This window comes from Microbispora sp. H13382 (assembly GCF_014161445.1).
In the GTDB taxonomy this organism is placed as follows: Bacteria; Actinomycetota; Actinomycetes; order Streptosporangiales; family Streptosporangiaceae; genus Microbispora.
The window spans coordinates 15,923-42,318 of sequence record NZ_JABBXA010000023.1; the positions used below are offsets into that span (position 1 = coordinate 15,923).

The 26,396-nt window shown below is 72.8% G+C and carries 22 protein-coding genes; 10 read left to right on the forward strand and 12 right to left on the reverse strand.

From position 1 onward, the window contains the following. Positions 1-70 precede the first annotated feature (70 nt). Complete coding sequence (locus HHX41_RS33340; RefSeq protein ID WP_310742300.1) at positions 71-1,852, forward strand: PucR family transcriptional regulator; 1,782 nt, start codon at positions 71-73, stop codon at positions 1,850-1,852. 23 nt (positions 1,853-1,875) lie between these two features. Here HHX41_RS33340 and HHX41_RS33350 read toward each other — a convergent pair whose 3' ends face one another. Next, on the reverse strand, positions 1,876-2,505 hold the full coding sequence (locus tag HHX41_RS33350) for a TetR/AcrR family transcriptional regulator (RefSeq protein WP_169988926.1): 630 nt from the start codon (positions 2,503-2,505) through the stop codon (positions 1,876-1,878). A 218-nt stretch (positions 2,506-2,723) separates the two neighbouring features. Between HHX41_RS33350 and HHX41_RS33355 the strand changes: the two genes are divergently transcribed. Next, positions 2,724-4,169 carry an aldehyde dehydrogenase family protein gene (locus HHX41_RS33355; protein ID WP_169988925.1) on the forward strand — a complete coding sequence of 482 codons (1,446 nt, stop codon included), beginning with the start codon at positions 2,724-2,726 and terminating at the stop codon, positions 4,167-4,169. A 78-nt stretch (positions 4,170-4,247) separates the two neighbouring features. On the opposite strand, the gene HHX41_RS33360 is transcribed toward HHX41_RS33355, so the two are convergent. The 3 genes from HHX41_RS33360 to HHX41_RS33370 form a co-directional block, all read right to left on the reverse strand. Then, complete coding sequence (locus tag HHX41_RS33360) at positions 4,248-4,697, reverse strand: hypothetical protein (protein ID WP_169988924.1); 450 nt, start codon at positions 4,695-4,697, stop codon at positions 4,248-4,250. 10 nt (positions 4,698-4,707) lie between these two features. After that, entirely contained in the window at positions 4,708-5,814 is a 1,107-nt protein-coding gene (locus HHX41_RS33365) for a DUF6745 domain-containing protein (RefSeq protein WP_182909127.1), read from the reverse strand. A 75-nt stretch (positions 5,815-5,889) separates the two neighbouring features. Next, on the reverse strand, positions 5,890-7,257 hold the full coding sequence (locus HHX41_RS33370; protein WP_182909128.1) for a S41 family peptidase: 1,368 nt from the start codon (positions 7,255-7,257) through the stop codon (positions 5,890-5,892). 88 nt (positions 7,258-7,345) lie between these two features. On the opposite strand from HHX41_RS33370, the gene HHX41_RS33375 reads away from it, so the two are divergent. The 3 genes from HHX41_RS33375 to ppk2 all read left to right on the forward strand — a co-directional run bounded on the left by HHX41_RS33375 (position 7,346) and on the right by ppk2 (position 10,085). Next, positions 7,346-7,999, forward strand: coding sequence for a response regulator transcription factor (locus tag HHX41_RS33375; protein ID WP_169988921.1), 654 nt, complete (start codon positions 7,346-7,348; stop codon positions 7,997-7,999). Further along, complete coding sequence (locus HHX41_RS33380; protein WP_182909129.1) at positions 7,996-9,078, forward strand: HAMP domain-containing sensor histidine kinase; 1,083 nt, start codon at positions 7,996-7,998, stop codon at positions 9,076-9,078. Before HHX41_RS33375 ends, HHX41_RS33380 begins: the two co-directional genes overlap by 4 nt. A 62-nt stretch (positions 9,079-9,140) precedes the next feature. After that, positions 9,141-10,085 (forward strand): polyphosphate kinase 2, encoded by a 945-nt coding sequence (ppk2, locus tag HHX41_RS33385; RefSeq protein ID WP_259401498.1) that lies wholly within the window; start codon positions 9,141-9,143, stop codon positions 10,083-10,085. A gap of 4 nt (positions 10,086-10,089) precedes the next feature. Here the strand turns inward: ppk2 and HHX41_RS33390 are convergent, their stop codons facing one another. Both HHX41_RS33390 and HHX41_RS33395 read right to left on the reverse strand, forming a co-directional pair. After that, entirely contained in the window at positions 10,090-11,130 is a 1,041-nt protein-coding gene (locus HHX41_RS33390; protein WP_182909130.1) for a serine protease, read from the reverse strand. A gap of 51 nt (positions 11,131-11,181) precedes the next feature. Then, positions 11,182-12,294 carry a serine protease gene (locus tag HHX41_RS33395; RefSeq protein ID WP_182909131.1) on the reverse strand — a complete coding sequence of 371 codons (1,113 nt, stop codon included), beginning with the start codon at positions 12,292-12,294 and terminating at the stop codon, positions 11,182-11,184. Between the two features lie 213 nt (positions 12,295-12,507). Between HHX41_RS33395 and dxr the strand changes: the two genes are divergently transcribed. Further along, on the forward strand, positions 12,508-13,695 hold the full coding sequence (gene dxr, locus HHX41_RS33400; protein ID WP_182909132.1) for a 1-deoxy-D-xylulose-5-phosphate reductoisomerase: 1,188 nt from the start codon (positions 12,508-12,510) through the stop codon (positions 13,693-13,695). Between the two features lie 50 nt (positions 13,696-13,745). On the opposite strand, the gene HHX41_RS33405 is transcribed toward dxr, so the two are convergent. Next, entirely contained in the window at positions 13,746-14,879 is a 1,134-nt protein-coding gene (locus HHX41_RS33405; protein WP_310742301.1) for a lytic polysaccharide monooxygenase, read from the reverse strand. 335 nt (positions 14,880-15,214) lie between these two features. On the opposite strand from HHX41_RS33405, the gene ispG reads away from it, so the two are divergent. The 3 genes from ispG to HHX41_RS33420 all read left to right on the forward strand — a co-directional run bounded on the left by ispG (position 15,215) and on the right by HHX41_RS33420 (position 19,048). Beyond that, positions 15,215-16,381 carry a flavodoxin-dependent (E)-4-hydroxy-3-methylbut-2-enyl-diphosphate synthase gene (gene ispG, locus HHX41_RS33410; protein WP_169988914.1) on the forward strand — a complete coding sequence of 389 codons (1,167 nt, stop codon included), beginning with the start codon at positions 15,215-15,217 and terminating at the stop codon, positions 16,379-16,381. A 127-nt stretch (positions 16,382-16,508) separates the two neighbouring features. Next, the gene (locus tag HHX41_RS33415; RefSeq protein WP_182909133.1) at positions 16,509-18,149 is read left to right on the forward strand and encodes an alpha/beta hydrolase; all 1,641 of its coding nucleotides are present in this window, start codon (positions 16,509-16,511) and stop codon (positions 18,147-18,149) included. A 56-nt stretch (positions 18,150-18,205) separates the two neighbouring features. Beyond that, the gene (locus HHX41_RS33420; RefSeq protein ID WP_182909201.1) at positions 18,206-19,048 is read left to right on the forward strand and encodes a GNAT family N-acetyltransferase; all 843 of its coding nucleotides are present in this window, start codon (positions 18,206-18,208) and stop codon (positions 19,046-19,048) included. On the opposite strand, the gene HHX41_RS33425 is transcribed toward HHX41_RS33420, so the two are convergent. The 4 genes from HHX41_RS33425 to HHX41_RS33440 all read right to left on the reverse strand — a co-directional run bounded on the left by HHX41_RS33425 (position 19,029) and on the right by HHX41_RS33440 (position 22,624). Next, positions 19,029-19,460, reverse strand: a complete 432-nt coding sequence (locus HHX41_RS33425) for a DUF3037 domain-containing protein (protein ID WP_182909134.1) — start codon at positions 19,458-19,460, stop codon at positions 19,029-19,031. The two genes, HHX41_RS33420 and HHX41_RS33425, sit on opposite strands and share 20 nt — an antisense overlap. Then, complete coding sequence (locus tag HHX41_RS33430) at positions 19,457-20,311, reverse strand: HipA family kinase (protein WP_310742302.1); 855 nt, start codon at positions 20,309-20,311, stop codon at positions 19,457-19,459. Before HHX41_RS33430 ends, HHX41_RS33425 begins: the two co-directional genes overlap by 4 nt. A gap of 75 nt (positions 20,312-20,386) precedes the next feature. Further along, entirely contained in the window at positions 20,387-21,709 is a 1,323-nt protein-coding gene (locus HHX41_RS33435; protein ID WP_169988911.1) for an alkyl sulfatase dimerization domain-containing protein, read from the reverse strand. Between the two features lie 48 nt (positions 21,710-21,757). Further along, the gene (locus HHX41_RS33440) at positions 21,758-22,624 is read right to left on the reverse strand and encodes a helix-turn-helix domain-containing protein (protein ID WP_182909135.1); all 867 of its coding nucleotides are present in this window, start codon (positions 22,622-22,624) and stop codon (positions 21,758-21,760) included. Positions 22,625-22,805: 181 nt separating this feature from the next. On the opposite strand from HHX41_RS33440, the gene HHX41_RS33445 reads away from it, so the two are divergent. Next, complete coding sequence (locus HHX41_RS33445) at positions 22,806-23,666, forward strand: SDR family NAD(P)-dependent oxidoreductase (RefSeq protein ID WP_182909136.1); 861 nt, start codon at positions 22,806-22,808, stop codon at positions 23,664-23,666. Between the two features lie 33 nt (positions 23,667-23,699). On the opposite strand, the gene HHX41_RS33450 is transcribed toward HHX41_RS33445, so the two are convergent. Then, entirely contained in the window at positions 23,700-26,306 is a 2,607-nt protein-coding gene (locus HHX41_RS33450) for an AAA family ATPase (RefSeq protein WP_182909137.1), read from the reverse strand. Between the last annotated feature and the right edge of the window lie 90 nt (positions 26,307-26,396).

A 26,396-nucleotide genomic window follows, 5' to 3' on the forward strand; every position in this document is an offset into this window, starting at 1 on the left:
TGCCGCTATGTCAGAATATAGGCGTACTTTTGGCCGGTAAGGACAAGCCGGCTGTTCGGGGGGAAGAGCAGTGGCACCCACGCTGCGCCGGATCACCGCGATCGTACCGCTCCACCTCGCGGTCCTCGCGGGGCGCAACGGCCTCGACCGGCAGGTCCGCTGGGTCGCGGTGAGCGAGCTGGAGGATCCGACGCCGTTCCTCGAGGGCGGCGAACTGGTGCTCACGACCGGCATGCGCCTGTCCGCCGGCGACGCCGTGCCGTACGTCTCCCGGCTCGTGGCCCGGGGCGTCACCGGGCTGGGGTTCGGGGTGGGGCTGAGCCACGAGGCCGTGCCGCCCGGGTTCGCGGAGGCGGCCGAGGCCGCCGGGCTGCCGCTGGTCGAGGTGCCGAGGGACACCCCCTTCATCGCGATCGGCAAGGCCGTCAGCGACCTGCTCGCCGGAGAGCAGTACGAGGAGATCAGCCGCGCCTTCGCGGCTCAGGGCAGGCTCACCCGCGCCGCGCTGCAGCGCGAGGGGCCGGTGGCCGTGGTGGACCGGCTGGCGCGGGAGATCGGCGGCTGGGCGCTGCTGCTGGACCCCTCGGGCGCCGTACGGCACGCCGCCGACGCGACCGGCCGCCGCGCCGGTCCGGCCGGCACGCGCGGCGCGGCGGCGGACTGGGCGGGGGAGACGGCCCGGTCGCTCGAGCCCGAGATCGCCCGGCTGCGGAACGCGCCGTCGCTGTCGAGCCTCGCGCTGGCCACCCCGGACGAGCATGTCGTCGTCCAGCCACTGGGCCGCAGGGGCTTCTTCGCGGTGGGCTCGCCGCGGCCGTTCGCGCCCATCGCGCATACGGTCGTCAACGCGGCCGGGTCCCTGCTGACGCTCGCGCTGGAACAGGGCAGGGAGCAGCGGTCGGCCGCGGCGCACGTGCGCTCGGCGGTGCTCCGGCTGCTGCTGGCCGGTGAGGCGCGGGCCGCCGCGGAGACCCTGTCGGCCCTGGGCATGCGGCTGCCCCGGGAGCCGGTCACGGTCCTCGCCTGCGACACCCCCGACCCCGAGGCGCTGACCGAGGCCCTGACCGGCGCGGCACCGCACTCCACCGGCGGGCGCCGGCCGGCCGCGGCGGGCGCCCATGAGGCGAAGGGCGCGCCGGGCGCCGGGACGGCGTCGCGGGCCGTTCCCCCGTGCTTCACCGCCCACTGGGAGGGGCTGCTCGTCGTGCTGGCCCCGGATTCCTGCGCCGACGAGGTCGTCGCGCTGGCCGCGCGGCACGGCCGGGTGGGCGTCAGCGCGCCCGGCGTGGAGATCGCGGCCTCCGCGCGGGTGGACAACCGGGTGGAGAGCCGGCCGGACAACCGGGTGGAGAGCCGGCCGGAAAGCCGGTTGGAGAGCCTTGCGGAGATGCGCGCGGAGGCCTGGGACGACCGCGCCGCAGACCGCGCCGCGGACCGTGCCCCGGACCGTGCTCCCGACCACGCCCCGGACCGCGCCCTGCACCGTGTTTTGGACCGTGCTCTGGACTGTGCTCTCGACCAGGCGAGACGGGCGCTCGTCTCGGCCTCCCCGGTGGCGCGCTTCAGCGAACTGGCCGGGCGCGGGCTGCTGTCGCTGATCGACCCGGCCGCCGCCGCGTCGTTCGCCGCGGCGATCCTCGCGCCGCTCCGCGAGTACGGCTCGCGCGCCGATCTGGTCGAATCGCTGCGCGCCTACCTGGCCAGCAACGGCCACTGGGACGCGGCGGCCCAACGCCTGGGCGTGCACCGGCACACCCTCCGGTACCGCATGAAGCGGGTGAGCGAGCTACTCGGCCGTGATCTGGACGATCCCGCCGTCCGGGCCGAGCTGTGGATCGCGCTGTGCCTGTAGCTCAGACCGGGCTTAGACCGGGCTCAGGCCGAGGGGCGGGCGAGGAAAGAGCGGATGGTGGCGTTCGTGACGATCTCGTACGTCTTGCCGTCAGGCAGATGTCCGGCACGTTCCAGGCCGAGCGCACCCTGAGCTGCGGCCCACAGCGCATCGGCGATCTTCCGGGGCTGCGTGGGCACCAGGTGACCGGCGGAGATGCAGTCGGCGATCACCCGGTCCACGATGTTGAGCGCGGCCCTCGCGAGCGTGCGGGCGCGCTCGCTCGGCACGAAGCCGGGGATGGCCCGCTCGAACATCAGGCTGTAGTAACCGGGCTCGGCCAGCGCCGCCTCCCGGTACGCGGGGCCGAGCAGGCTCAGGTGCTCCAGCGGGTCGTCGCGCTTCGGCACTGCCTCCAGCCGGCGGCGGAACCGCTCGAAGCCCTCCAGGTAGAGCGCCTCGGCCAGTCCCTCCTTGCTGCCGAACATCGTGTAGATGACCTGGGTCGAGCAGCCGGCCTCGGCGGCGATCCTGCGTACGGTCAGGCTTTCCGGCCCGGCTTTGGCGAGCAGCCCGTTGGCGACGTCGAGGAGACGGGTGCGCAACTCGTCGTAGTTGCTGCGATGGCCACGTGCGTAGGCACCCTGAAGACCGAGCGGCGCCGGCGTACCCATCAGCGACGAGCCCTTCTCATATTGGGGGTCCCGCGACAGACCCGGATGATGACTTAACCATGCCGCTCCGCCTTCAAACCGCAGTGAAACAGAAAACATCATGAAATTGCCGCGCATCTGTGACATCTGAGAAGTTGTCCACGATGGCGCGATGGAGGGCGGCGATTGGCCCGTCCGGCGTAGGGACCGCCTCCCGCCAGGTGGCATAGCGTGAAGACATGGACGTAGGCCGCACTTCCGATCCCCGCCCCTTCTGGCTCGCCGGTCGCCCCGTCACCGGAAACGCCGAGCAGGCCGTGACCAACCCCCACGACGGCAGGGTCGTCGGCGTCCACTCGGTGCCGACCCCCGAGCAGGTCGAGCAGGCGGTGGCCGCCGCCGACGCCGTGCGCAAGCAGGCCGCCGCGCTGCCCATCCACGTACGCGCCGAGGCGCTGGCCCACGTGGCCCGGCGGCTGACCGAGCGCGCCGAGGAGATCGCCCAGCTCATCAGCGCCGAGAACGGCAAGCCGATCTTCTGGGCGCGGGGCGAGGTGGGCCGCGCGATCTCGACGTTCCGCTTCGGCGCCGAGGAGGCCCGCCGGTTCAGCGGCGAGGTGCAGCGGCTCGACACCGAGCCCGCGGCGCAGGGACGGCTCGCCTACGTCTCCCGAGTGCCGCACGGCCCGGTGCTGGCGATCACGCCGTTCAACTTCCCGCTCAACCTGGTGGCGCACAAGGTCGCCCCCGCCATCGCCGTCGGCGCGCCGATCGTGGTCAAGCCCGCGCCCGCGACTCCGCTTTCAGCGCTCGTGCTCGGCGAGATCCTGGCCGAGACCGATCTGCCCGAGGGCATGTTCTCGGTTCTGCCCGTGCCGAACGACCGGGCGGCCGCGCTGGTGGAGGACCCGCGGCTGCCGGTCATCTCCTTCACCGGCTCCGGCCCGGTCGGCTACTCGATCCTGGACAGTGTGCCGCGCAAGCACGTCACGCTCGAACTCGGCGGCAACGCCGCCGCGGTCGTGCTGGCCGACGCCGACCTCGACTGGGCGGCGAGCCGCGTGGCGCTCTTCTCCAACTACCAGGCGGGCCAGAGCTGCATCGCGGTGCAGCGGGTGCTCGTGGAGGACACGGTCGCCGGCGCGTTCACCGACAAGCTCGTCGCCGCCGTCGGCTCGCTCGTGACCGGCGACCCCGCGGACGACAAGACGCAGGTCGGCCCCCTCGTCAGCGAGGACGCCGCGATCCGCGTCGAGAGCTGGGTCAACGAGGCCGTCGCCGCCGGTGCGCGCCTGCTGGCGGGCGGCACCAGGGACGGCGCGACCGTCGCCCCCACCGTGCTGGCCGACGTGCCCGCCGACGCCAAGGTGGCCTGCGAGGAGGTCTTCGGGCCCGTCGTGATCGTGCAGCGGGTCGCCTCGGTCGACGAGGCGTTCGCCGCGGTCAACGACTCCCGGTACGGCCTGCAGGCCGGGGTCTTCACCCGCAGCCTGGACGTCGCCTTCCGGGCCAACCGGGAGCTCGAGGTCGGCGGCGTCATCATCGGCGACGTGCCGTCCTACCGGGCCGACCAGATGCCGTACGGCGGGGTCAAGGAGTCGGGCGTGGGCCGCGAGGGGCTGCGCTCGGCGATGGAGGACTTCACCTACGAGAAGGTCATGGTGCTCACGGGCCTCACGCTCTGAGCGCTTTGAGACGCCGCGGACTCAGCGGAGGCCGGGCTCGGGGACCACGTCCCCGAGCCCGGCTTCTTCTTCAGGGCGTCAGTCCGCCACGAGCCGTGCCCCGAGGGCCGATCCGCGGGACCACTGCTCGCGCTGCCGCCGTACGGCGTAGGCGCCGGGGGCGCAGCCCGTCCCGCCGTGCTCGGGATGCAGCAGGTAGACGACGGCCGAGGCCTCGAAGACGCCGAGCGCCAGGCCCTCGGCGTCGGCGACGTCCGCCGTCCAGCGGCAGGTGCCCGCGTCGGCGACGAGCGTGTGCGGGTTGCCGCCGGCGGCGCCGCGCAGCAGCTCGATCCCCTCGGGCGGCACGTCCGTCCACCGGGCCCGCGGCCGGGCCCGCACGGAGGACGCGATGAGCGGGAGCGGGACGACGATGAGGTCGCCTTGGGCGTGAAGCCCGTCGACGACGGGGATGCGCGCCGACCGTTCGAGATGGTCGAGCACGGCGAGTCCGGTCCGGTGGGACAGGGATGCCAGAGTCACAGTCATGGGAGTCACCTCAGGTTCGGCGGACGAGTAGGGAGTACTGCTCGGCGGACAGCCCGTAGGTCCAGCCGGCGGCGGCGATCGGGTCACGGAAGTAGCCCGGCACGGTCAGCCCGTACCGCCGGCGGGTCCCGTCGCGTTCGACGGAGCCGTTCACCGCGAGGAGCACCCTGGTCTCCCGGCGCAGGTCGTAGAGCCGCAGGAAGTGGCCGGGGTTGCCGGGGTCGGGCGCGGAGGCGACCGGGCGCAGCCCGGCCCGCTCGATGTAGGCGTCCCAGCCGATGCGCTCGATCGCGCACCGCCTGACCTCGACGTTCTCCTCCCGCTCGATGCGTTCGACGGACGGATCGGTGATCACCCACGGGGGCACGAGTGTGCCGTGCCAGGCGTGCACCTCCCAGCCGTCGGCGTACCGCACGGCCGGGCCGTCCGGGCAGTGCGGCCGCACCTCACCGTCGTCGCCCCACACCTCCGTACGGAGGACGGTGGGCCGTTCGGACACGACGCAGACGTCCTGGCGGGGCCACCACGGGCCGCAGGAGGCGGCCGCGGTGGCCCACAGGTCGAGTTGTCGCGCCTGCTCGGCCGTGAAGACCGCCCCCGCCCGCCGCAGGGCGTCGTAGTGGGCGACCCAGAAGGCGCTCTGGGTGCGGTACCAGGCCGGCCTGGGGAGGTGTGGTGCGTGCGCGGCCAGAACCGGCCTGACGAACGCGCCGTCCATCGAGCGCTCGAGCGAGACGTGGACGTCGCGGCGGATCCAGTCGTCCAGGCCTCGATGCGCGCGGCGGACCCGCGGATCGAGGTCCAGGCAGAGCCCCGTCACCACGGCCTGGAACCGGCGGGTGAGAGGCCAGTCGGATACCCGGCTCGCGTCCTCGGCGGAACGTGGACGCAGACCGGGCGGGAGGGTCGTCAGGGCCGTGAGTGGTGACGGGACCCAGTGGAACCGGGGCGGAGCGAGCCCGATCAGCCCGTACAGCCCGGTGATGGCGGCCTCTGCGGCCGGGCGGTCGGCGGGCCGCGTCGACAGGATGCGGCCCAGCCATTCTTCGCCCAGCCATTTTTCGCCCAGCCATTTTTCGCGGAGTGCGGCAGCTTCCCGCTGCGCGAGAACGCTCACCGGATGCGGGTGGCGTCGTCCTTTCCAACGATCATGTCTTCGATGGTGACAGACGGCCACGGGTCCTGTCCACGGTCAGAGGAGGCCGAGCGCCTTGGCCAGGCCAGGGTCGCTGCCCTTGGCCAGGTCGAGGGCGGTCATGGGGGCGTAGTGGTCGACGGGGACGCCGATGGTGTCGATGGTCTCCCGGGCGGGGCCGAGGTGCCGGACCTTGGGCAGGAGCAGCACGCTCCCGTCGTCGAGGAGGTACGGCTCGCTCGGGCCGGAGATCGCGCCCGCGGTGCGGGTCCCGACGAGGGTGCCCAGGCCGTTGTCCTTCACGGCCGCGCTGAAGTCCTCGCAGGCCGAGGCGCACGCGCGGTCGGTGAGCACGACCAGGCGCAGCCCGAGCAGCGGCACGGTGTCGTCGGTGCGGTTCGGCGCGCACTCGCCCTTGGGGGGACAGAAGTAGCTGGTGACCTTGCCGTGCGCGAACGCGCCGAGCAGCCGGGTCACCTCGCGCGGCGACCCGCCGCCGTTGCCGCGCAGGTCGATGACCGCGGCCTTCGTGGCGCCCTTCAGCTTGGCGATCACCTGGTCGGCCGCGCCCTCGAAGAACCCGGGCACCTTGACGTAGGTGACGCCTCCGGGCAGCGTCTTCGACGTCACCGCCCGCTCCTGCTCCCCGACGGGCCCCGCCGTGAGCTTCACGGTTCTGACACGTCCCGTCGTGGGCCGCTTCAGCGTGAGCCGCACGGTGTCGGAGGTGAACGCCTCGACGAGGCTCTGGTTCACCTTGTCCCCGAAGAACGCCGGCATGCCGTCCACCTCGACGACGATGTCGCCGGGCCGGACGCCGGCGCGGTCCGCCGGGCTACGAGGCAGGACGCGGGTGACGAACAGGGGTGGCCGGGCCGCCGGATCCAGCTGTGGCCCCTGCGCGGCCGACAGCCCCGCGATGCCCGTTCCGGTCGGCCCGCCCTCGGGCGGGGGAGTCGGCCTCATCACCCGGGCGTGGTTGTCGTGCAGCCCGGCGACCATGCCGGTGATCGCGGCGCGCAGCGCGTCCGGGTGGCCGGCGCCGATCACACCGGCGAACGCGGCCCAGTCGGCGTCGCGGTTCCCCGTCAGCGCGGGCAGACCGAGGCCGGCCGCGTCGGCGCCGCGTCGCATCAGCTCCTGCGTGTACGCGGCGAGAGCGTCCCGCAGCAGGACCTTCGGATCCAGCGCGGGCCCGCTGTAGTAGTTGTCCAGCACGCACTCGTACGCCTGCCGGAGCGTGTCCACCGTCGTCGGCGGCGCGGACTCGGGCGGTGGCGCGGTCAGCCGGGCGCACGCGCCGCCCGGAGACGCCGCGGCCGTCGCGGCAGGTGTCGTGGTGGTCGTCGCCGCGGTGGGAGCGGGAACGGTGGCGGTCAGCGCGCAGGCCGTCGCCAGGACGGCGGAGCAGACAGTTCTGATCATGCCCGTCAGCGTGGCCGCCGGCGGGTTGCGCGGCCGTGAACGACATCGTTAACGCCGCTGTTACCCCCCGTCGGTTAGGAACCCGGGTATGCGGGTTCTCGTGGCCGAAGACGAACGCGATCTGGCCGATCTCGTGGCGATGGGGCTGCGCCGTCACGCCATGGCGGTCGACGTGGTCTACGACGGGGCCGCCGCGGCCGAGCGGCTGGCGGTGAGCGACTACGACGTCCTCGTGCTCGACCGCGATCTGCCGGAGCTGCACGGCGACCTGGTCTGCCGCGAGCTGGTGGCGCGCGGCAGCCGTACGCGGATCCTCATGATGACGGCGGCGGCGTCGGTGCCGGAGCGCGTCGCCGGGCTCGGCATGGGAGCCGACGACTACCTGCCCAAGCCCTTCGACTTCACCGAACTCGTCGCCCGGGTCCGGGCGCTGGGCCGGCGCAGCCGGGAACAGGTGCCCCCGGTGCTGGCCCGGCACGGGATCGTGCTCGACACGCACCGGCTCCAGGCGTCCAGGGACGGCCGCCACCTGCATCTGTCGCTCAAGGAGTTCGCCGTCCTTGAGGTGCTGATGCGGGCGGAGGGCGCGGTGGTGAGCACCGAGCGGCTCCTCGAGGAGGCCTGGGACGAGAACGCCGACCCCTTCACGACCGTGGTGCGGGTCGTGGTCAGCCGCCTGCGCGCGAAGCTGGGCGACCCGCCGTGCATCCGGACCGTTCCCGGCGCGGGTTACGTGCTGTGACGACGGTCCGGGTACGTCTCACGCTGATCTACTCGGGGATCTTCCTGCTCACCTCCGTGGTGCTGCTGGTCATCGTCAACACGTTGTTGCGGCAGGCGCTGGCCTCGCGGATCGCGCGGCTTCCCGCGCCGTTGCCGGGAGGGGCACCGCCGGCCCCGGCCGCACCGATGGACAGGCCGCCGGACGCACCGTCGCCGCTGTCCGCGCTGGTGCGGGACGTGATCCACTATCAGTGGGACGTGAGCGTGCTGGCGATCGGCGTCCTGACGGTGGTGTCGGTGGTCGTGGGATGGGTGATCTCGGGACGTGTCCTGCGGCCCCTCCACCGGATCACCTCCACCGCGCAGCGGCTGTCCCTGTCCACCCTGCACGAGCGGATCGCCCTGTCCGGGCCGCGGGACGAGCTGAAGGAGCTGGCCGACACGTTCGACGCCATGCTCGACCGGCTGGAGCGCTCGGTCGTGAGTCAGCGGCGGTTCATCGCGAACGCCTCCCACGAGCTGCGGACCCCGCTCGCCGTGCAGCGGACGGCGATCGAGGTCGGCCTGCCCGAGGACGTCGGGGAGATCCGCGACACGCTGCTGCTCCACAACCACCGCATCGAAAGTCTCATCGACGCCCTGCTGGTCCTCTCCCAGGCCGAGCACGGGCTGGAGAGGCGGAGCCCGGTGGCGCTGGACGAGGTCGTACGGCTGGTTCTGGCGGAAGCGGACCGCGGTGCGGTGACCGTCACGGCGCGGATGGAATGGTTCGTCGTCCCCGGAGACCCGATCCTGCTGAACCGGCTCGTCACCAACCTCGTCGACAACGCCGTGCGGTACAACCACCCCGGCGGCGACGTCGAGGTGACGCTCGCCGGGGGCGTGCTGACGGTCCGCAACACCGGTCCCGAGGTGCCGGCCGAGCGCCTGGGCGACATCTTCGCGCCCTTCAGGCGACTGCACACCAGTCGCCGCCAGGGCGCGGGGCTCGGGCTGTCGATCGTCGCGTCGATCGCGACGGCGCACGGAGCCGCCGTACGGGCACGTCCCAACCCCGGCGGCGGCCTCGAAGTCGCCGTGACGTTCCCGGCCGGATGAATTTCCCGCGAACAGTGCGGCCGACGGGGATTGGGATCGCCCGACAGGTGCAGTAGGGGGGTATGGAGATGCCGGAAGCGTCGCAGAGTGCGCGGGAGCACCCGGACGGCGTCGAGTTGCTGCGCCGTACGCCGGGGTTGAAGGTGCTGGACGACGATGACGACGATCCCGTCCTCGTACGCGCCGACGGCGGTCCGGTGGACACCTGGCGCGAGCACTACCCGTACGACCACCGCATCGCCCGGCAGGAGTACGACCGGCACAAGCGGCTGCTGCAGATCGAGCTGCTGAAGCTGCAGTACTGGCTGAAGGACACCGGCGGGCGCCTGGTGATCCTGTTCGAGGGACGGGACGCGGCCGGCAAGGGTGGCACCATCAAGCGCTTCATGGAGCACCTCAACCCCCGCGGCGCCACGGTGGTGGCGCTGGAGAAGCCCAGCGAACGTGAGCGCGGCCAGTGGTACTTCCAGCGGTACGTCGAGCACCTCCCGGCGGCGGGGGAGATCGTGCTGTTCGACCGGTCCTGGTACAACCGGGCCGGGGTCGAGCGGGTCATGGGCTTCTGCACTCCGGAGGAGTACATGGAGTTCATGTACCAGGCTCCGCTGTTCGAGCGGATGCTCGTGCGCGACGGCATCCGCCTGGTCAAACTGTGGTTCTCGGTGTCGCGGGCCGAACAGCGCACCCGGTTCGTCATCCGCCAGGTGGACCCCGTGCGGCAGTGGAAGCTGTCGCCCATGGACATCGCCTCGCTGGACCTGTGGGACGAGTACACCCGGGCCAAGGAGGACATGTTCCTCAACACCGACACCGAGGACGCCCCCTGGACGATCATCAAGAGCAACGACAAGAAGCGCGGCAGGCTGGAGGCGATGCGCTACGTCCTGTCCCTGTACGACTACGACGACAAGGACGACTCGGTGGTGGGCGAGCCGGATCCCCTGATCGTCCGGTCCGCCGCCGACATCGTGGACGAGGACAACGCCGAGCCGCTGTCGCCGTTCTGACCCCTCACGCCCGCTCGGCGGTGCGATACAGGTCGCGTACGGCGTTGCCGAAGTAGGGGCCGTACATCGTGCGGTGGTCGTTGCTGTACTTGAAGCTGCTGACGGACGTCAGCGTGCCCCGGCCCGAGGCGGGGTCGAAGCCGCTGAGCCAGGGCCCGCCGCTGGCCCCCGCCGTGAGGTCGCACCGCAGGCCCTGGTCGCGGGTCTGCCCCTGCGGGTCGCCGTGCGGGACACCCGCGCAGTACAGCAGCCGCTCGCCGTCGTACGGAGGATCGGCGGGGAACCCGAAGCCGTAGGTCCGGCGGCCCCGCGGCGGGGCGAAGCCGATGGGCTGCCCGCCCACGGCGTCGGTCAGGTGCTGCCCGTCCAGGTCGTCCACGGCGACCATGCCCACGTCGTAGTCGTCGTTGCCGGAGCGCGACCAGGGCCCGGCGACGAACATGCGCCGCGCGGGGAAGCCGCCGTACGGCTGCCGCCCCTCGTCGTATCCGGGAACGAAGGTCCAGTTCTCCGCCCAGGCCCCGGCGCCGTCCTTGACGCAGTGCCCGGCGGTGACGACCAGATCCCTGTTCGCGCTGCGGACGGCACTGGCGGAGCAGGAGAAGTCCACCCCGTTCAGCGTCAGGAACACCCTGCCGGTGGTCCTCGTCACCGAACCGCCCGCCGCCCAGCGCGTGCCGCTGGTGGTGACGGGGGGCATCGCCGCCGCCTGCCGTGTCCTGCCGGTCCCGGTCGTCCGGGTCGTCCGGGTCGTCTGGGTCGTCCCGGTCCTCGCGGCCGGCTGCGCCGCGTGGCCGGGTGCGAGAGCCGACCTGGCGGCCGGCGGCAGGGCGGCCCCGACGACGGGCGGCAGGACCGGCGGGGTGCCGCCCAGCAGCCCGACCGGGACCGCCCGCGCCATCCGCTGCGGCGTCCAGTAGATCCCGGACGCGTGCCCGGCGACGTGCTCCACGACGTCTCCGAGGGGCGGGACCTCCGGGCTGGGGGCTCCCAGGAGCCCGGCGACGAGGGCGGTGACGGCAAGCAAGGGGAGGCTCGGAGTCATGGCTCCCGAGTGTGGACCACCGTTCGTGGTCTTGTCGCTACTTTCCGTGAATCAGGTCAGGGCCGTCTTCTGGGCCGCGTTGTAGACCGCCTCGGCCTCGGGGCCGAAGTAGGGCCCGAACATCCAGTAGGACGCGAAGTTGTACTTGAAGCTGTTCACCGAGTTGAGCAGGCCGCCGCCGGTGCTCGGGTCGAACCTCACGAACCACGGGCCGCCGCTCGATCCGCCGGTCATGCCGCAGCTCAGTCCCTGGTCCTGGGAGCTGAGGTAGTCGTCGAACGTGCGCCCGCCGCAGTAGACCAGCGTCGACCCGTCGTACGGCGCGCCCGCGGGGTAGCCGAACGCGTACGTCTGCCGCCCGCGCGGCTGGTTGAACGCGACGCCCTGGCCGCCGACGACGTCGGTGAGGCTCTTGCCGCCCTGCGGAGCGACGACGGCGGCGGCGAGGTCGTAGTTCATGTTCTCGCCGGAGTTCCACTGTGAGGTGGTGAGCAGGGTGGTCGCTGGCCAGGTGCCGTTGGGCCGGTCGCCCCGGTCATAGCCGGGGACGAAGACCCAGTTGGCGTGGAAGGCGCCGTTCAGCTTCACGCAGTGGCCCGCGGTGATGACCACGCTTTTGTTGGCGCTGGTGACGGCGGTGCCCGAGCAGGAGGCGTTCCGCCCGGCGTCCGACCCGGCCGTGACCGTGAAGAACACCCTGCCCGTCGTCCTCGCGACCGTCCCGCCCGCCGTCCAGGGCGAGCCCGAGGTCCGCGACGAGACGTTCGCGGCGGCGTCGGCCGCCATGGTCCTGGCCGTGGACGTCGTGGCGCCGGACATGGTGGAGGAGGTGGGCGCGGTGGAGGAGTCGGGCACGGTGGGGGAGACGACGACGGGCCGTGTCCCGGTGCCGTCGGCGGCGGCGGAGGCGGCCGCGGCGAAGTGCCGGTCGCCGGTGCCGGGCGCGTCCAGCGGCTCGGCGGCCTCCATCCTCGCGGCGGTCCAGAACTTCTTGACCGTACGCTGCTCCGTCGTGGTGTCGGCGGCCTCGTGAACGGCGGGCCGGGGGCCGGCGGCGGCCCGGGTCACGGTCGCCGCGGCGCCGTGTGCGGCGGGGAGCATCGCCCCCGCGGCCGCGAGGGCGGGGACGGCGAGAACCGCGAGACGTCGTGTGGTGGGGTGCATGCCTACCTCCGGGTCGGGATGTCCTGACGCGGGAAAGTAGCGACGCCTTCACCCGGATTTCTCACAATCCGTCTATACGGTTATGGGCAAATTCGGTCTTATATGTGCTGTTTTCTCCTGAGTATCGGCCGTCTCGTACCAGGGGTCGCGTCAGGACGTTTCGGGGGCCCGTGCTGATGCGAGCCCGGGGTGTGGCTTGGGGACAATGGGGGGATGAGCTCCGAATCACTGCCGCAGCCCCGGTCCGTCGTCGTGCTGGGGTCCACCGGGTCCATCGGCACCCAGGCTCTCGACGTCGTCGCCAACGCTCCCGGACGGTTCCGCGTGACCGCGCTCGCCGCCGGCGGCGGCCGGGTCGACCTGCTGGCGAGGCAGGCCGCCGACTTCGGGGCCGAGGCGGTGGCGGTCGCCGACCCGGCGGCCGTGCCGGCGCTGCGCGAGGCCCTCACGGCGGCCGGCGCGCGGCCGAGGGTGCTGGCGGGCCCGGAGGGGGTGGCGGAGGTCGCGGCGTCGCCCTGCGACGTCGTGCTCAACGGCATCACCGGGGCCCTGGGGCTGACCTCCACGCTGGCGGCGCTGGAGGCGGGCCGGGTGCTCGCGCTGGCCAACAAGGAGTCGCTGATCGTGGGCGGCCCGCTGGTCAAGCGCCTGGCCGGGCCGGGGCGGATGATCCCGGTGGACTCCGAGCACTCCGCGCTCGCCCAGTGCCTGTGGGCGGCCGGGCCCGAGGGGGCCGACCCGGCGGCCGTACGGCGGCTGGTGGTGACGGCGAGCGGCGGCCCGTTCCGCGGCAGGAAGCGGGCCGAGCTGACGGACGTCACGCCGGAGATGGCGCTGAACCACCCGACCTGGAGCATGGGCCCGGTCATCACGGTGAACTCGGCGACGCTCGTCAACAAGGGCCTGGAGGTGATCGAGGCCCATCTGCTGTTCGACATCGGCTTCGACCGGATCGAGGTGGTGGTCCACCCGCAGTCGATCATCCACTCGATGGTGGAGTTCGCCGACGGCTCGACGGTCGCGCAGGCGAGCCCGCCCGACATGCGGCTGCCGATCTCGCTCGCGCTGGCCTATCCCGAGCGGGTACCCGGCGCGGCCCGGCCGGTCGACTGGACCACCGCCCACACCTGGACCTTCGAACCGCTCGACGACGAGGCGTTCCCGTCGGTCGCGCTGGCCCGTCACGTGGGCGCCCTGGGCGGCACGGCGCCGGCGGTCTACAACGCGGCGAACGAGGTGTGCGTGGAGGCGTTCCTGAAAGGCGCCCTGCCGTTCCTCGGCATCGTGGACACGGTGGAACGCGTGGTGGCCGCCCACACCCCCGGGCCGGCGGCGTCCGTCGAGGAGGTCCTCGCGGCGGACGCCTGGGCGAGGGTGCGGGCGGCCGAGCTGACGCGCTAGGCACCCCTGGCGCGACCCGGGTCAGGCGGGCCGCGCCACGGGCGGGCGGGTCAGGCCGCCGAGCAGGACAGCGACGGGGTGCCGCTGCTCGAACCGTTGGCCAGGAAGCCGAACGTGGTCGAGGCGCCGGCGCCCAGGCTGCCGTTGTAGTTCACGTTCTTCACACTGACGTTGCTGCCGGACTGGCTGAGCGTGCCGTTCCAGACCTGTGTGATGGTGCCGCCGCTCGGCTGGGACCAGCTCACCGTCCAGCTGCCGATGGACGAGGACCCGGCCTTCACCGTCACCTCACCCTGGAAGCCGCCGCCCCAGGAGTTGGTGACCTTGTAGGTGGCCGAGCAGCCGCCGGGGCCGCCGGAGGTCGGGCTGGCCGAGGGGCTGACCCTCGGGCTCGGCGAGGTGTTGGGCGAGGTGCCGGGGGACGGGGAGACGGGCGGGGTGGGGCTCGGGCTGGTGTTCGGGATGCCGACGCCGGTCACCTCGCCGTTGCCGCCGTCGAAGACGACGTCGGAGCAGCTGTAGAACGTCTCGTTGCTGTCCGAGCGCTGCCACACGGTGTAGATGATGTGGCGGCCGCTCTTACCGGAAGGCAGGCGGGCGTTCCAGTAGTAGTGGCCGTCCTCGGTGCCCACCGAGCCGAGGCTCGGCGGGTTGGTGACGCTGTCGAACGGCGTCGACTCCAGGTCGCTCCAGGCCAGCGGGCGGGTCGGGCTCCAGGAGTCCTTGGTGACGTACGACCGGAACGTGCCGGGGTGCGCGGCCCACATGTTGTACTTGAACTGGATGCTCGCCCCGGACGTCAGGTGGGTGACCGGCCAGTCGTTGCGGGCGAGGTCGAAACCGCTGAAGTCGTAGACGATCGCGCCGCCGCTGCACAGCTGCCCGTCCGGGATGAAGCCGGACATCCGGCCCGCGCCGTCCGAGCGGAGCACGGCGAACCAGTTGTACAGCGCGTTGGTCCCGCCCTTGGCGACCGCGGCCGCGCAGGCGGGGTTCTTCGGCTGGATGGCACCGCTCGAAGTAGTGCCGTCCTTCCAGCACAGGTAGGTGCGGCTGCCGGGCACCATCGGGGCGCCGTGCGCGGACGCCGGGGAGGCGAGCACGACGGCGGACACGAGGGCGGACAGTGCGGCGACGATCAGCCCGATCGTCGTCTTCGTTACTCTTCTTCGTGGTCTACCCACGGGCTACCCTTTCGCGTGGTCATGGCTGCCGCACTCGTGGTGCAGCACGGCACCGCCGACGGCGCGAGCACGTCGGCCCGGGGGACAGCCTTTGACACAAACCGGCCAGATGGTGCGAGAGCGCTCACGCTGTTCGGACTGTAGGTCGGCCCCGGCCGTCTGCCCACCCCGCCCGCGAGCACGGTGCCGATAGGCGCAGGTCGAGCCGGTTTCTTCCGTGACGGGTCATGAAACCTTCATTCCTCGTGAAAGGTTTCGGGCCGTCCGGCCTCACGGCACTCCTTAGACTGGGAGGGCCCCCCACCGGGCGTCGCCTATCACAACAAGGTGCAGAAATGTCTGTTGATCTCGGGATTCCCGCCGTACGGACCCAGCCGATCGCCAAGCGGCGGGTGTCGCGTCAGATCATGGTCGGTTCGGTCCCCGTCGGCGGGGACGCGCCGGTCTCGGTGCAGTCCATGACCACCACGCTGACCGCCGACGTCAACGCCACCCTCCAGCAGATCGCGGAGCTCACCGCGTCGGGCTGCCAGATCGTCCGTGTCGCGGTCCCGTCGCAGGACGACGCCGACGCGCTGCCGGCCATCGCGAGGAAATCCAAGATCCCCGTCATCGCCGACATCCATTTCCAGCCCAAATACGTGTTCGCGGCGATCGACGCCGGATGCGCCGCGGTCCGGGTGAACCCGGGGAACATCAAGAAGTTCGACGACAAGGTCGGCGAGATCGCCCGCGCCGCCTCCGACGCCGGTGTGCCGATCAGGATCGGCGTCAACGCCGGCTCCCTCGACCCGCGCCTGCTGCAGAAGTACGGCAAGGCCACTCCCGAGGCGCTGGTGGAGTCGGCGCTGTGGGAGTGCTCCCTGTTCGAGGAGCACGGCTTCCGCGACATCAAGATCTCGGTCAAGCACAACGACCCGGTCGTCATGATCCAGGCCTACCGGCTGCTCGCCCAGCGCTGCGACTACCCCCTGCACCTCGGCGTGACCGAGGCGGGGCCGGCGTTCCAGGGCACGATCAAGTCCGCGGTGGCGTTCGGCGCGCTGCTGGCCGAGGGCATCGGCGACACCATCCGGGTGTCGCTGTCGGCGCCTCCGGTCGAGGAGGTCAAGGTCGGCAATCAGATCCTCGAGTCGCTGGGCCTGCGCGAGCGCGGCCTGGAGATCGTCTCCTGCCCCTCCTGCGGCCGGGCCCAGGTGGATGTGTACACCCTGGCCGAGCAGGTGCAGGCCGGGCTGACCGGGCTCAAGGTCCCGCTGCGCGTGGCCGTCATGGGCTGTGTCGTCAACGGCCCCGGGGAGGCCCGGGAGGCCGACCTCGGCGTCGCCTCCGGCAACGGCAAGGGCCAGATCTTCGTGAAGGGCGAGGTCATCAAGACGGTCCCCGAGTCGCAGATCGTCGAGACCCTCATCGAGGAGGCCCTGCGCCTCGCCGAGGAGATGGGCGTCGACGTGGACCTCGACGAGGACGAGGCCGCCGGCCCGGAGGTCGTCGTCCGCTGACCTCGGGCGTGTTACATCAAGCAATGCTCTGACTACACAATGGCAATGATCGGGTAGTACGGCCCGTACCCCGCCGATCACGCCGCGAAGCTGTCCTCTGCCGTAAAGGGAGCAGAGGAGCGTGCCGGTGAAGCGGGTCGTGGGTGTGGTCGTGGGCGTGGCGGCGCTGGTCGCCGGGCTGGTCGGACCTGAAGCGGCGGCTGGATCCGACCATGCCGGGCACTGGGGGCCGCCGCAGCGTCCGCTGGAATGGAAGCCGTGTCCGCCGGAACCCGCGTCGGCCTCCGGCGGCGCCCTCGGCCCGGCCCGGTCCGCCCGCCGGGAGCCCGCCCAGGAGTGCGCGGAGCTGCGCGTCCCGCTCGACTACCGCGAGCCGTACGGCCAGCAGATCTCGCTGGCGCTCAACCGGATCAAGGGCACGGCCTCGCGTGACGGCAACCACCTCGGCGCGTTGCTGGTGAACCCCGGCGGGCCGGGCGGCGAGGGGCTCAGCCTGGCCCGGTTCGTCGCGGCCCGGCTGCCCCAGGACGTCGCCGCACGGTTCGACGTCATCGGCTTCGCGCCGCGCGGCGTCGCCCCCAGCAAGCCCGCGCTGTCGTGTGTCGACGTGGCCCGCTTCTACGCGCCGCCCCGGCCGGACAACGTGCCGAGGAACGACGCCGAGGAGCAGGCGCTGATCGGCCGGGCCAAGCAGTACGCCGAGGGCTGCGGCAACCGCGGGTCCTGGTTCCTGCCCTACCTGACCACGGAGAACACCGCGCGGGACATGGACGCCGTGCGCGCGGCGCTCGGCGAGGAGAAGATCAGCTACCTCGGCTACTCGTACGGCACCTACCTGGGGGCGGTCTACGCCACCCTGTTCCCGCAGCGGGTGCGCCGGCTCGTGCTCGACAGCGTGGTCGACCCCGACGGGGTCTGGTACGAGGCCAACATCGCCCAGGACCACAGCTTCGACCGGCGGCACCGCGACTTCCTCGCCTGGGTGGCCGAGCACGGCGACGTCTACAAGCTGGGCACGACGCAGGCGGCGGTGTCCTTCGCGTGGTACTCCATGCGCTCACGGCTGCGCGACAGGCCCGCGGGCGGGATCGTGGGCCCGAGCGAACTGGACGACGTCTTCTCCAACGGCGCCTACAGCGACCGCCTCTGGCCGTATCTGGGCGCCGCCTTCTCGGCCTACGTCCGCGACGGCGACCCCTCGATCCTGGTGAAACTGTTCCACCTGGAGGCCGAGATCGACGCGAAGGAGGAGAACGCCTACGCGGTCTACCTGGGGGTGGAGTGCCGGGACGCCGCCTGGCCCCGGTCCTGGGAGCGCTGGCGCGCCGACACGCGCCGGGCGCACGCCGAGGCGCCGTTCATGGCCTGGCCCAACGCCGTCTACAACGCGCCCTGCGCCTTCTGGCCGGAGAAGGGCGGCACGCCGGTCAAGGTGGGCACACCACACCTGCCGCCCATCTTGCTCATCCAGGCCGAGCGGGACGCCGCCACGCCGTACGAGGGCGCGCTGCGCATGCGCCGCCTGTTCCCGACCGCGCGCCTGCTGACCGCGGGCGGCGGCAACCACGGCGTGTCGCTCGCGGGGAACGCGTGCGTGGACCGGCACCTGGCGGCCTACCTGCGCGACGCGACGCTGCTGCCGCAGCGCAGGGGCAAGCGGGGCGCCGACGCGACCTGCCCGGCCGGGCCGGAGCCGCGGGCCACGCTGATGAAGGTCACGGAGGGCGCGCAGGGGACGCCCGCCCACGTCTCGGCCGTACGACGGTGAGCGCAGCCGGGCCGATACCTCCCAAACGGGAATCGTTCGCGTAGGCTGGCCCCGTGATGCTGCGAACATCGGCGTCGCGCGTGCTCGACGACAGCGATCGTGACGAGGTTCTGGCGCTCCTCGACACCGATCCGGTCGCCAATGTGTTCGTAGCGGCCCGGGTCAGGGCCGTCGGCCTCAGCCCTGCACGGCTCGGCGGTCAGATGTGGGGCTACGGCCCGCGCGGCGGGCTCGCGTCCCTGTGTTACGCGGGCGCCAACCTGGTGCCCGTGAACGCCACCCGCGAGGCGGTACACGCCTTCGCCGACAGGGCGCGCAAGCAGGGCCGCCGCTGCTCGTCCATCGTGGGTCCGGCCGGCGCCGTGGAGCAGTTCTGGGAGCGGCTGGAGCCGCACTGGGGCGGCGCCCGCGCGATCCGGTGGGCCCAGCCGGTCATGGCCACGAGCTCCGCGCCCGCGGTCGAACCGGACCCGCTCGTACGCAGGGTCCGGCCCGAGGAGTTCGGCACCTTGCTGCCCGCCTGCGTGGCCATGTTCACCGAAGAGGTGGGTGTCTCGCCGGACAACGGCGACGGCGGAGCGCTCTACCGGTCCAGGGTCGCCGAACTCATCCGCATCGGGCGGTCGTACGCGCGCATCGACGACGGCCAGGTGGTCTTCAAGGCCGAGATCGGCGCGGTGACGCCGCAGGCGTGCCAGATCCAGGGCGTGTGGGTCCATCCCGACCTGCGCGGACGCGGCCACGCGGCGGCCGGCATGGCCGCCGTGGTCGAGCAGGCGCTGAAGTACTTCGCCCCGGTCGTCACCCTCTACGTGAACGACTTCAACCTCCCGGCCAGGGCGGTCTACCGCAAGGTGGGCTTCCAGGAGGTCGACACGTTCATGTCCGTGCTGTTCTGACCGTGCTGCTGTTACCGCCGGGTGCGGCCGACGTCGCACGGACCAGCCGGGTCAGCAGGTGGTCCAGCTCGGCCGCGGGGTCGCGGGTCAGCCCGGCGTGCACCGGCCCGGTCTGGACGACCGTGCTGCGCGGCGCGGTGAGCCAGCGGAACCGGGCGCCCAGCGGCTCCCCGCCCAGCGGCCCCGCCTCCTCGCCGCACGCCCTCTCGTAGGCGGCCAGGGCCAGTCGTACGCCGGGCAGGTCCACCGGCGTGCCCAGCGCCAGCAGCCGGGCCTCGTCCAGCTCGACCCGCGCGCACAGGTAGCCGCGCGGCTGGCAGTAGAGGATGACCCCGGCGTTGACCAGCTCGCCCCGCTCCACGCTGGGCACCACGCGGATCACCGCATACTCGTAGACGTCCAGGTCGCTCATCGGCCGCCCTCCCGGGTGGCGCGCCAGAAGCCGCCGATCGTCGCGCCCCGCTCGCCGCGGAGCTGCGAGGCGGAGGCGGTGGCGGTGCTGGTGGCGGTGCTGGTAGCGGGGTCCGGCAGCCAGTCGCGCGGCCCCGCGACCCGGGCGAGCAGGTGCTCGGTGTAGGCCTGCCGTACGGCCCGCGCGTCCGCGAAGCCCGGCTCGCCCTCCAGCCACTCGTCCGGCACGAGCGCGGTCACCTCGTCGAGCAGCGGGCGGGTGACGAGCGCGGCCAGGTCCGCGTCGGCCTGCTCCAGCTTCGTCGCGAACGGCGCGAGCACGTGGTCGCGGCCGTCGAACCGGCGCCGCGGGTCCGCCGTCGGCCAGTTGTGGTGGAACCACAGAGCCGCGCCGTGGTCGATCAGCCACACCCCGCCGTGCCAGACGAGCAGGTTCGGGTTGCGCCAGCTCCGGTCCACGTTGTGGACGAGCGCGTCGAACCACAGCACCCGGGAGGCGAACTCGGCGTCGGGCTCCCAGGCGAGCGGGTCGAAGCCGAGTGCTCCGGGCAGGAAGTCGATCGCGAGGTTGTGCCCGGCGCTCGCCGTGAGCAGGTCCTGGATCTCCTCGTCGGGCTCGCGGAGGCCGAGCTGCGGGTCGAGGTCGATGACCTTGAGCTCCGGTGTGGCGAAGCCGAGCCGCCTGGCGAGCTCGGCGCAGACGATCTCGGCGACGAGCACCCGCCTGCCCTGCCCGGCGCCGCGGAACTTCACGACGTACGTGCCGAGATCGTCGGCTTCGACGACACCGGGCAGAGACCCGCCCTCGCGCAGGGGCGCGACGTACCGCGTCGCCGTGATCTGTTCGAGCACGAGAGGAAGGTTACCGTCAGGGCCGGCGGTCGCTCCCCTCCCCGCGCCCGCCGGCCGTCGTGACGGACAAGCTCCTCAGTTGGCCTTGCTCGGCATCCACCACATACGGCCCTCGGCGACGTCGTGGTAGACGTCGAGCAGGTCCATGCCGGTGGTCTTGCTGCGTGATTCGGCCGCGGCCCACGCGTACACGCCCCGGGCGATCGCGCCGGGCTCCTGCTGGACCCGCATCGCGTAGACGAGGGCCCTGATCTCGTGCACCTTCCGGTCCTCCGGCTCGGCCTGCGCGGCGAGCTCGGCGAGCTGGCAGGCCAGGCGCAGGTCGCCGTCGGCGGCCGCGGCGACGGCCCGGCCCGCGACCGACGCCGCTCCCGCGGACAGTTCGGCGACCGCGCGGGCGAACACGGCGTCCGGGGCCGGCTTGAGGTTGGCGGGGTTGCCGTCATGCCAGCCGCCGTGCAGCCGCCAGATGTTGCGCACGATGAACTCGGGCTCGTCGTGACGTTCTCGCAGGTAGGGCCGTCCGGCGAGCGCGGCGGGCGGCTTGACCGAGTGCAGGATCTCGTCCAGGCGGGCCCCCGCGTTCATCAGGTCGAGCGTCTGCTCCACCAGGCTGTCGAGATAGTCGGCGGTGTCGGCGAGCGCCCGGCGCACCCGGGCCGACCCGCGGACGGGCAGCCCACGCCCGGGGAGCAGCAGGTCGGCGTCGAGCGCCGCCATGGTCCGCAGCGCCACCGCCCAGTCGTCCGGATAACGCTGCACCCGCTGCGGGTCGCCCGCTCCGGGAACCGTCCAGGCGAACAGGTCGCCGGTCAGCAGCACGCCACGCTCGGGCAGGAACGCCCAGGTGGCGTCCTCGCTGTCACCGCGGGCGTGCATGAGCTCGAAGGTGACGTCTCCCAGCGATAGCGACAGCCGGTCGCGGTAGGTCAGGTCGGGCAGCCGCTGCGGCGGCGGCCAGACCAGCCGGGGGAAGCCCCGCTCGCGCAGGTCGACGACCGCGTTGTAGCCGGCCGTCCTGGCCTGCCGGGTGAGCCTGCGGGCCAGTCCCTCCTGCGCCACGACCAGCGGGCGGGTGCCCGGTTCGGCGTCGAACTCCTCCATGCCGGTCAGCCTCTCGGCGCGGCTGCGCGAGAAGATGGCGTATTTGAGCGGCTCTACCGACCACTTCCTGATCGCGCGGTACGACTGGGAGGCCTCGTGGGCGTCGCCGGTGTCGAAGAGGCCGAGCCCTTCCTCGCCTCGGACCACGTACACGTTGCCGCACGCCGGCCACATCGCCACGCCGTAGGCGATCTCCTGCACCCCGTCTCGGCGGAGCTCTGAATAGGGCACGTCCTCCGGGCGCACCGAACCACGCCAGACCTCGTCGGCGTACGAGAGGATCGGTGATTCCATGGTCAAGAGCCTGATCCTCCGGGCGGACGGTGCCCAGTAGGGAGATCCCTAGTGTCCGCGCCGGCCCGTGAGGGACTCGGCGGTCCAGCTCGCGAGAAGGTCCAGGGCGCGTTCGGAGGACGAGCCGGCTTCGGCGGTGTAGACGAAGAGCGTCGTATCCGGGTCGCCGGGCAGGGAGAGGGTCTCGTACTCGACGGTCAGCTCACCGACGAGAGGGTGCCGCAGGCGCTTGGAGCCGTGGGTGCGCTGGTGGACGCGGTGCTGTTCCCACCAGTGGGCGAACTCACGGCTGTGCTCGCGCAGGTCGGCGATGAGTGCGACGGTGGCCTGGTCGTCCGGGTCGCGGCCCGCGTCGAGCCGCAGGCTCTCGACCGCGGCGCGTGCCTGGACGTCCCAGTCCACGAACAGCGATCGGGCCTCGTCGTCGAGGAACATCCACCGCGCGTAGTTGCGCCGGCGGGACGGTAGCCGGTCGAAGTCCGTGAACAGTGCTTTCGCCATCGTGTTGGCGGCGAGGACGTCGGTGCGGCGGCCGAGGACGAGGGCGGGCTCGCCGTCGAGGGCGTCGAGGAGCTGGTAGAGCCCGGGGCGCACGCGCTGGACGCCGCGAGTCCGGCGCAGGACGGGGGCCGCGGTTATCCCGATGAGGTCGCGCAGATGCGCGCGCCCGGCGTCGTCGAGCCCGAGGGCACGGCCGACGGCCTCGACCACGGTCGGCGAGGGGGTGATGCGCCGGCCCTGTTCGAGGCGTGCGTAGTAGTCGGTCGAGACTCCGGCCAAGAAGGCGACCTCCTCGCGGCGCAGCCCCGGGACCCGTCGCACGCGGCCGTCGGAGGGCAGGCCGGCCCGTGACGGGTCGACCTGGCTGCGGGCGCGTCTCAGGAAGTCGGCGAGTTCACGGTTGGTTCCGGCCACGAATCCAGTCTCTCGCCTGCCGTGCGTTCCTGACTGGTCCTGTGCGTCCTAGGTTCCCCCGTGCGCGGTCGCGCAGGGCGCGATATGGACGTCCGCAGCGGGTCGCGGTGAACGAAGCTGGAGCCGTGCCGGTCCCGGGGCTCCCCGGCCGGCGCCACTCGCGACATTCGAGAGGATCACCATGAGATTCCCAGCGGATCGTCCCGCCACCTGGTTCGTGACCGGCACCTCCCGCGGCCTCGGCCTCGAACTGGTCAGGCAGATCCTGGAGCGCGGCGACCAGGTCGCCGCGACGACGCGGTCGCCGGAGCGGCTGCTCGCCGCACTCGGTGACGGGGTCGAGACGGCGCGCCTTCTCCCGCTCACCGTCGATCTGCGTGACGAGGCGGCGGTCAAGGGTGCGGTCCGGGAGACCACCGAACGCTTCGGCGGCCTGGACGTCGTCGTCAACAACGCGGGCTACGGTTTCCTGGCCGCAGTGGAGGAGACCGGCGACCGCGAGGTCCGCGACATGCTCGACGTCCAGGTCGTAGGCGTGTGGAACGTGCTGCGCGCCGCTCTGCCGATCCTCCGCGAGCAACGCGGCGGCCACATCGTCAACGTGTCCTCGATCCTCGGCCTGACCGCCGTCCCGGGCTGGGCCCTCTACTGCGCCGGTAAGTTCGCGCTGGAGGGGTTGAGCGAGGCGCTCGCCGCCGAGGTGGCGGACTTCGGCGTCAAGGTCACCATCGTCGAGCCCGGCTACTTCCGCACCGAGTTCCTCACCGCGGACTCCCTCGCCCTGCCCGCCGAGACGACCGCGCACTACCCGGCCATCCGCGAGATGACCCTCGACCACCTCAAGCTTCAGGGCAGCCAGCTCGGCGACCCGGTCAGGGGCGCCCGCGCGATCATCGGCCGGGTCCTGACCGGGGAAGGCCCGCTGCGGCAGTTGCTCGGGTCGGACGCCCACTCCTACGCCGTGGCCAAGGTCGAGGCCCTGCGGGCGAACGTCGACGCCGCCGCTCTCACCGCCCCGGCCACCGACTTCCCCGCCGCCTGACGCCCCGCCGCCTCTCGTGGACAGGCGGACTTGTCACAGCTCGCCGCGTTCGACGGCCAGGGCGAGCTCGACGCGCGACCGCAGGCCGGTCTTCGCGTAGACGCGGGTGAGATAGACCTCGACGGTCTTGCGGCTGTAGTGCAGCTCCTCGGCGATCTGGGGGTTGCTCAGCCCGTCGGCGACCAGTTCGATGACACGGCGCTCCCCGGGGGTCAGGCGGCCCGCCGGTTCGGGGACCAGCCCGGCCGCACGCAGGCGGCGCTCCGACAGGGCCGCCCAGGGCGCGGCGCCGAGCCGGGTGAAGATCGCGTGTGCGCGGGGGAGCTGCGCGGTGTCGCCGAGCGCGCCGAGGACCAGCCGGGCCCGGGCCTCCTCGAACGGCAGGCCGTCCGCGCGGGCCTGCTCCAGCGCCGCGCCCGCCCGCGCGCGGTCGCGGAACGCCCAGCCCACCGCCAGGTCGGCCGCGAGCCGGGCCCGGGGGGTGCCGTTCGCCGACCGCTCCTCCAGCCGGGAGGCCGCCGCCCGGCAGCCCGCGTCGTCGCCCGCCCCTGCCGTCACCAGCACCTTGATCGCCAGCGCCCGGTGCACCACCTCGGGCACCTCGTACGCGAGGGCGTCGTCGAGTTCGCGCCGCGCGGCGGCGATGTCGCCGCGGCCCGCCGCCAGGCGCGCGCGTAACACGCATCGCATGCCCTGCTGCAGGGCCGAGCCGGGCGGCGGCTCGGCGAGGACCCGGGCGGCCTCGTCCAGCCTGCCCTGGTCGAGCAGGATGTCCAGTTCCATGTTGCGCAGGAGGGCCAGGTTCTCCAGCAGGCCCGCCTCGGCCAGCGCCCGGGCCGCGACCGCGATCTCCTCCAGCGCCCGCGCCCACTCGCCGCTCATCCGCCGGATCACGGCCATGGTCCGTACGTGCTGCCCGGCGATGTCGTGCCAGCCGAGGCCGCGGTGGATCTGCTCGGCCTGGTCGAGCACCTCGACGGCGCGCGAGCGCTGCCCGGCGATCGCCAGCACGTGCGCCGCCGACTCCAGCGACGCGAGCCGGGCGCCAGGGGGCAGCGCGGCGGCGAAGGTGAGCAGGTCGTCGACCGCCCGCCGCGTCTCGGTCCAGTCGCCCTGGACGAGCGCGTGAAGGGCCAGGTAGCCGACCGTGATCGCGCGGTCCTGCGGCGGGCAGTCGGCCAGGCCCTCCCAGGCCCGCCGGGCGGATTCCCTGCTGGGACGGCCCATCTCCGCGCTGACCAGCGCCTGCTGCGCGAGCAGCGCCGAGGCGTCGTCGGCCTTCGGGATCTGGCGGCGGGCCACGTCGAGGGCCACCTCGTACCAGCCCATCACGTGGGCCGCGCCGACCGCGGTGTACGCGGCGCGGGTGCGCCGCCGCCCGGCGGGCAGCACGGCGAGCCCACGCTGCGCGGAGTTCAGCGCCAGTGCGGGCCGCGACCCCTTCCAGTACGCGAGAGCCTGCCTGGCCAGCAGCTCGCCGGGCTCCGGGGACAGCTCGGCGGCCTTGCCGTACCAGTGCGCGGCCGACAGCGGCGCGGTCCAGCGGGTCAGTTCGGCCGCGCGCAGCACCGCGGGCAGTGCCTCGGCGGCCGGCCCCGCCTCGGCCATGTGGGTGGCCCACTCCAGGACCCGTCTGGTCCCGGTCAGCCCCTCCCGTTCGAGCATGGCGGCGATGCGGCGGTGCACCTCGCGCCGGCCGGAGGCGCCGAGGTCGTCGTAGAGCGCCTCGGCCACGAGCGGGTGCGCCAGCGCGTAGCCGTCGCCGTTCTCGGTCACCACGCCATCCCTGACCAGCGCCTCGAAGGCGCGTTCCGCCCGGGGCGGGTCGAGCCCGGCGAGTTCGGCGAGGGCCGTGAGATCGGCGCTCTCCCTCGTCCGCGACAACGTGGCCAGCACGCGGGCGAGGTCGCGTCCGCCCCGGTCGCGCTGGAACAGGCGGCTCAGGATCGCGCCACGCCGCGCCCCCGGATCCGCAGAGCGCACGGCACCGCCCTGCACCAGGGCCAGCACGGCCTCCTGCACGAACCACGGGTTGCCCCGGCTCGCGACGTGGATCCGCCGCAGGACGGTGTCGCTCGGCGTACGGCCGAGCAGCGTGCCGACCAGGTCCGCGATCTCGGCCATGTTCAGCGGCTGGAGCCGGACGGACAGGTCCACGTCGAGCGGGGGAGGGTGGCGGGCGGTGCCGAGGATGGCGACGGCGTCGTGGCGGCGCGGCAGGGCCCGCAGCACGCTCAGGGTGTCGGCGTCGGCCAGGTGTAGATCGTCGATGGCGAGGAGGGTCGGGCCGGGCAGCGACTCCAGCAGGCGGGCGGCCATCGCGCCGGGCGCCGCCGCGGGGTGCCCGAACGCGGCCTGGTCGATCGCGTCGAGCAGGTCGGACAGTACGTCGGCCGCCTCACCGCGCAGCGCGCCGAGCGCATCGACGAGGGGGGCGTAGGCGCGCCCGCCGTCCAGTTCGCGGGCCTGGCCGCGCAGCACGTGGTAGCCCTTGAGCCGCGCCGCGACCTCGTTCAGCAGGTGCGTCTTCCCGATGCCGGGCTCGCCGAGGACGAGGACGGTCCGCGGCGTCTTCGACAGGGCCGACACCACCTGACCGAGCGTGCCCGCGCGGCCCTCGCCGGCGGCCGATACGTCCAAGGCTGGCCGTCACTCCCTTCGCATCCGTCCCGCTGGTGTCTCCTAGGACGCGGCGGAAAGGTTGAACGTTCACACGTGAATGTGACGCGC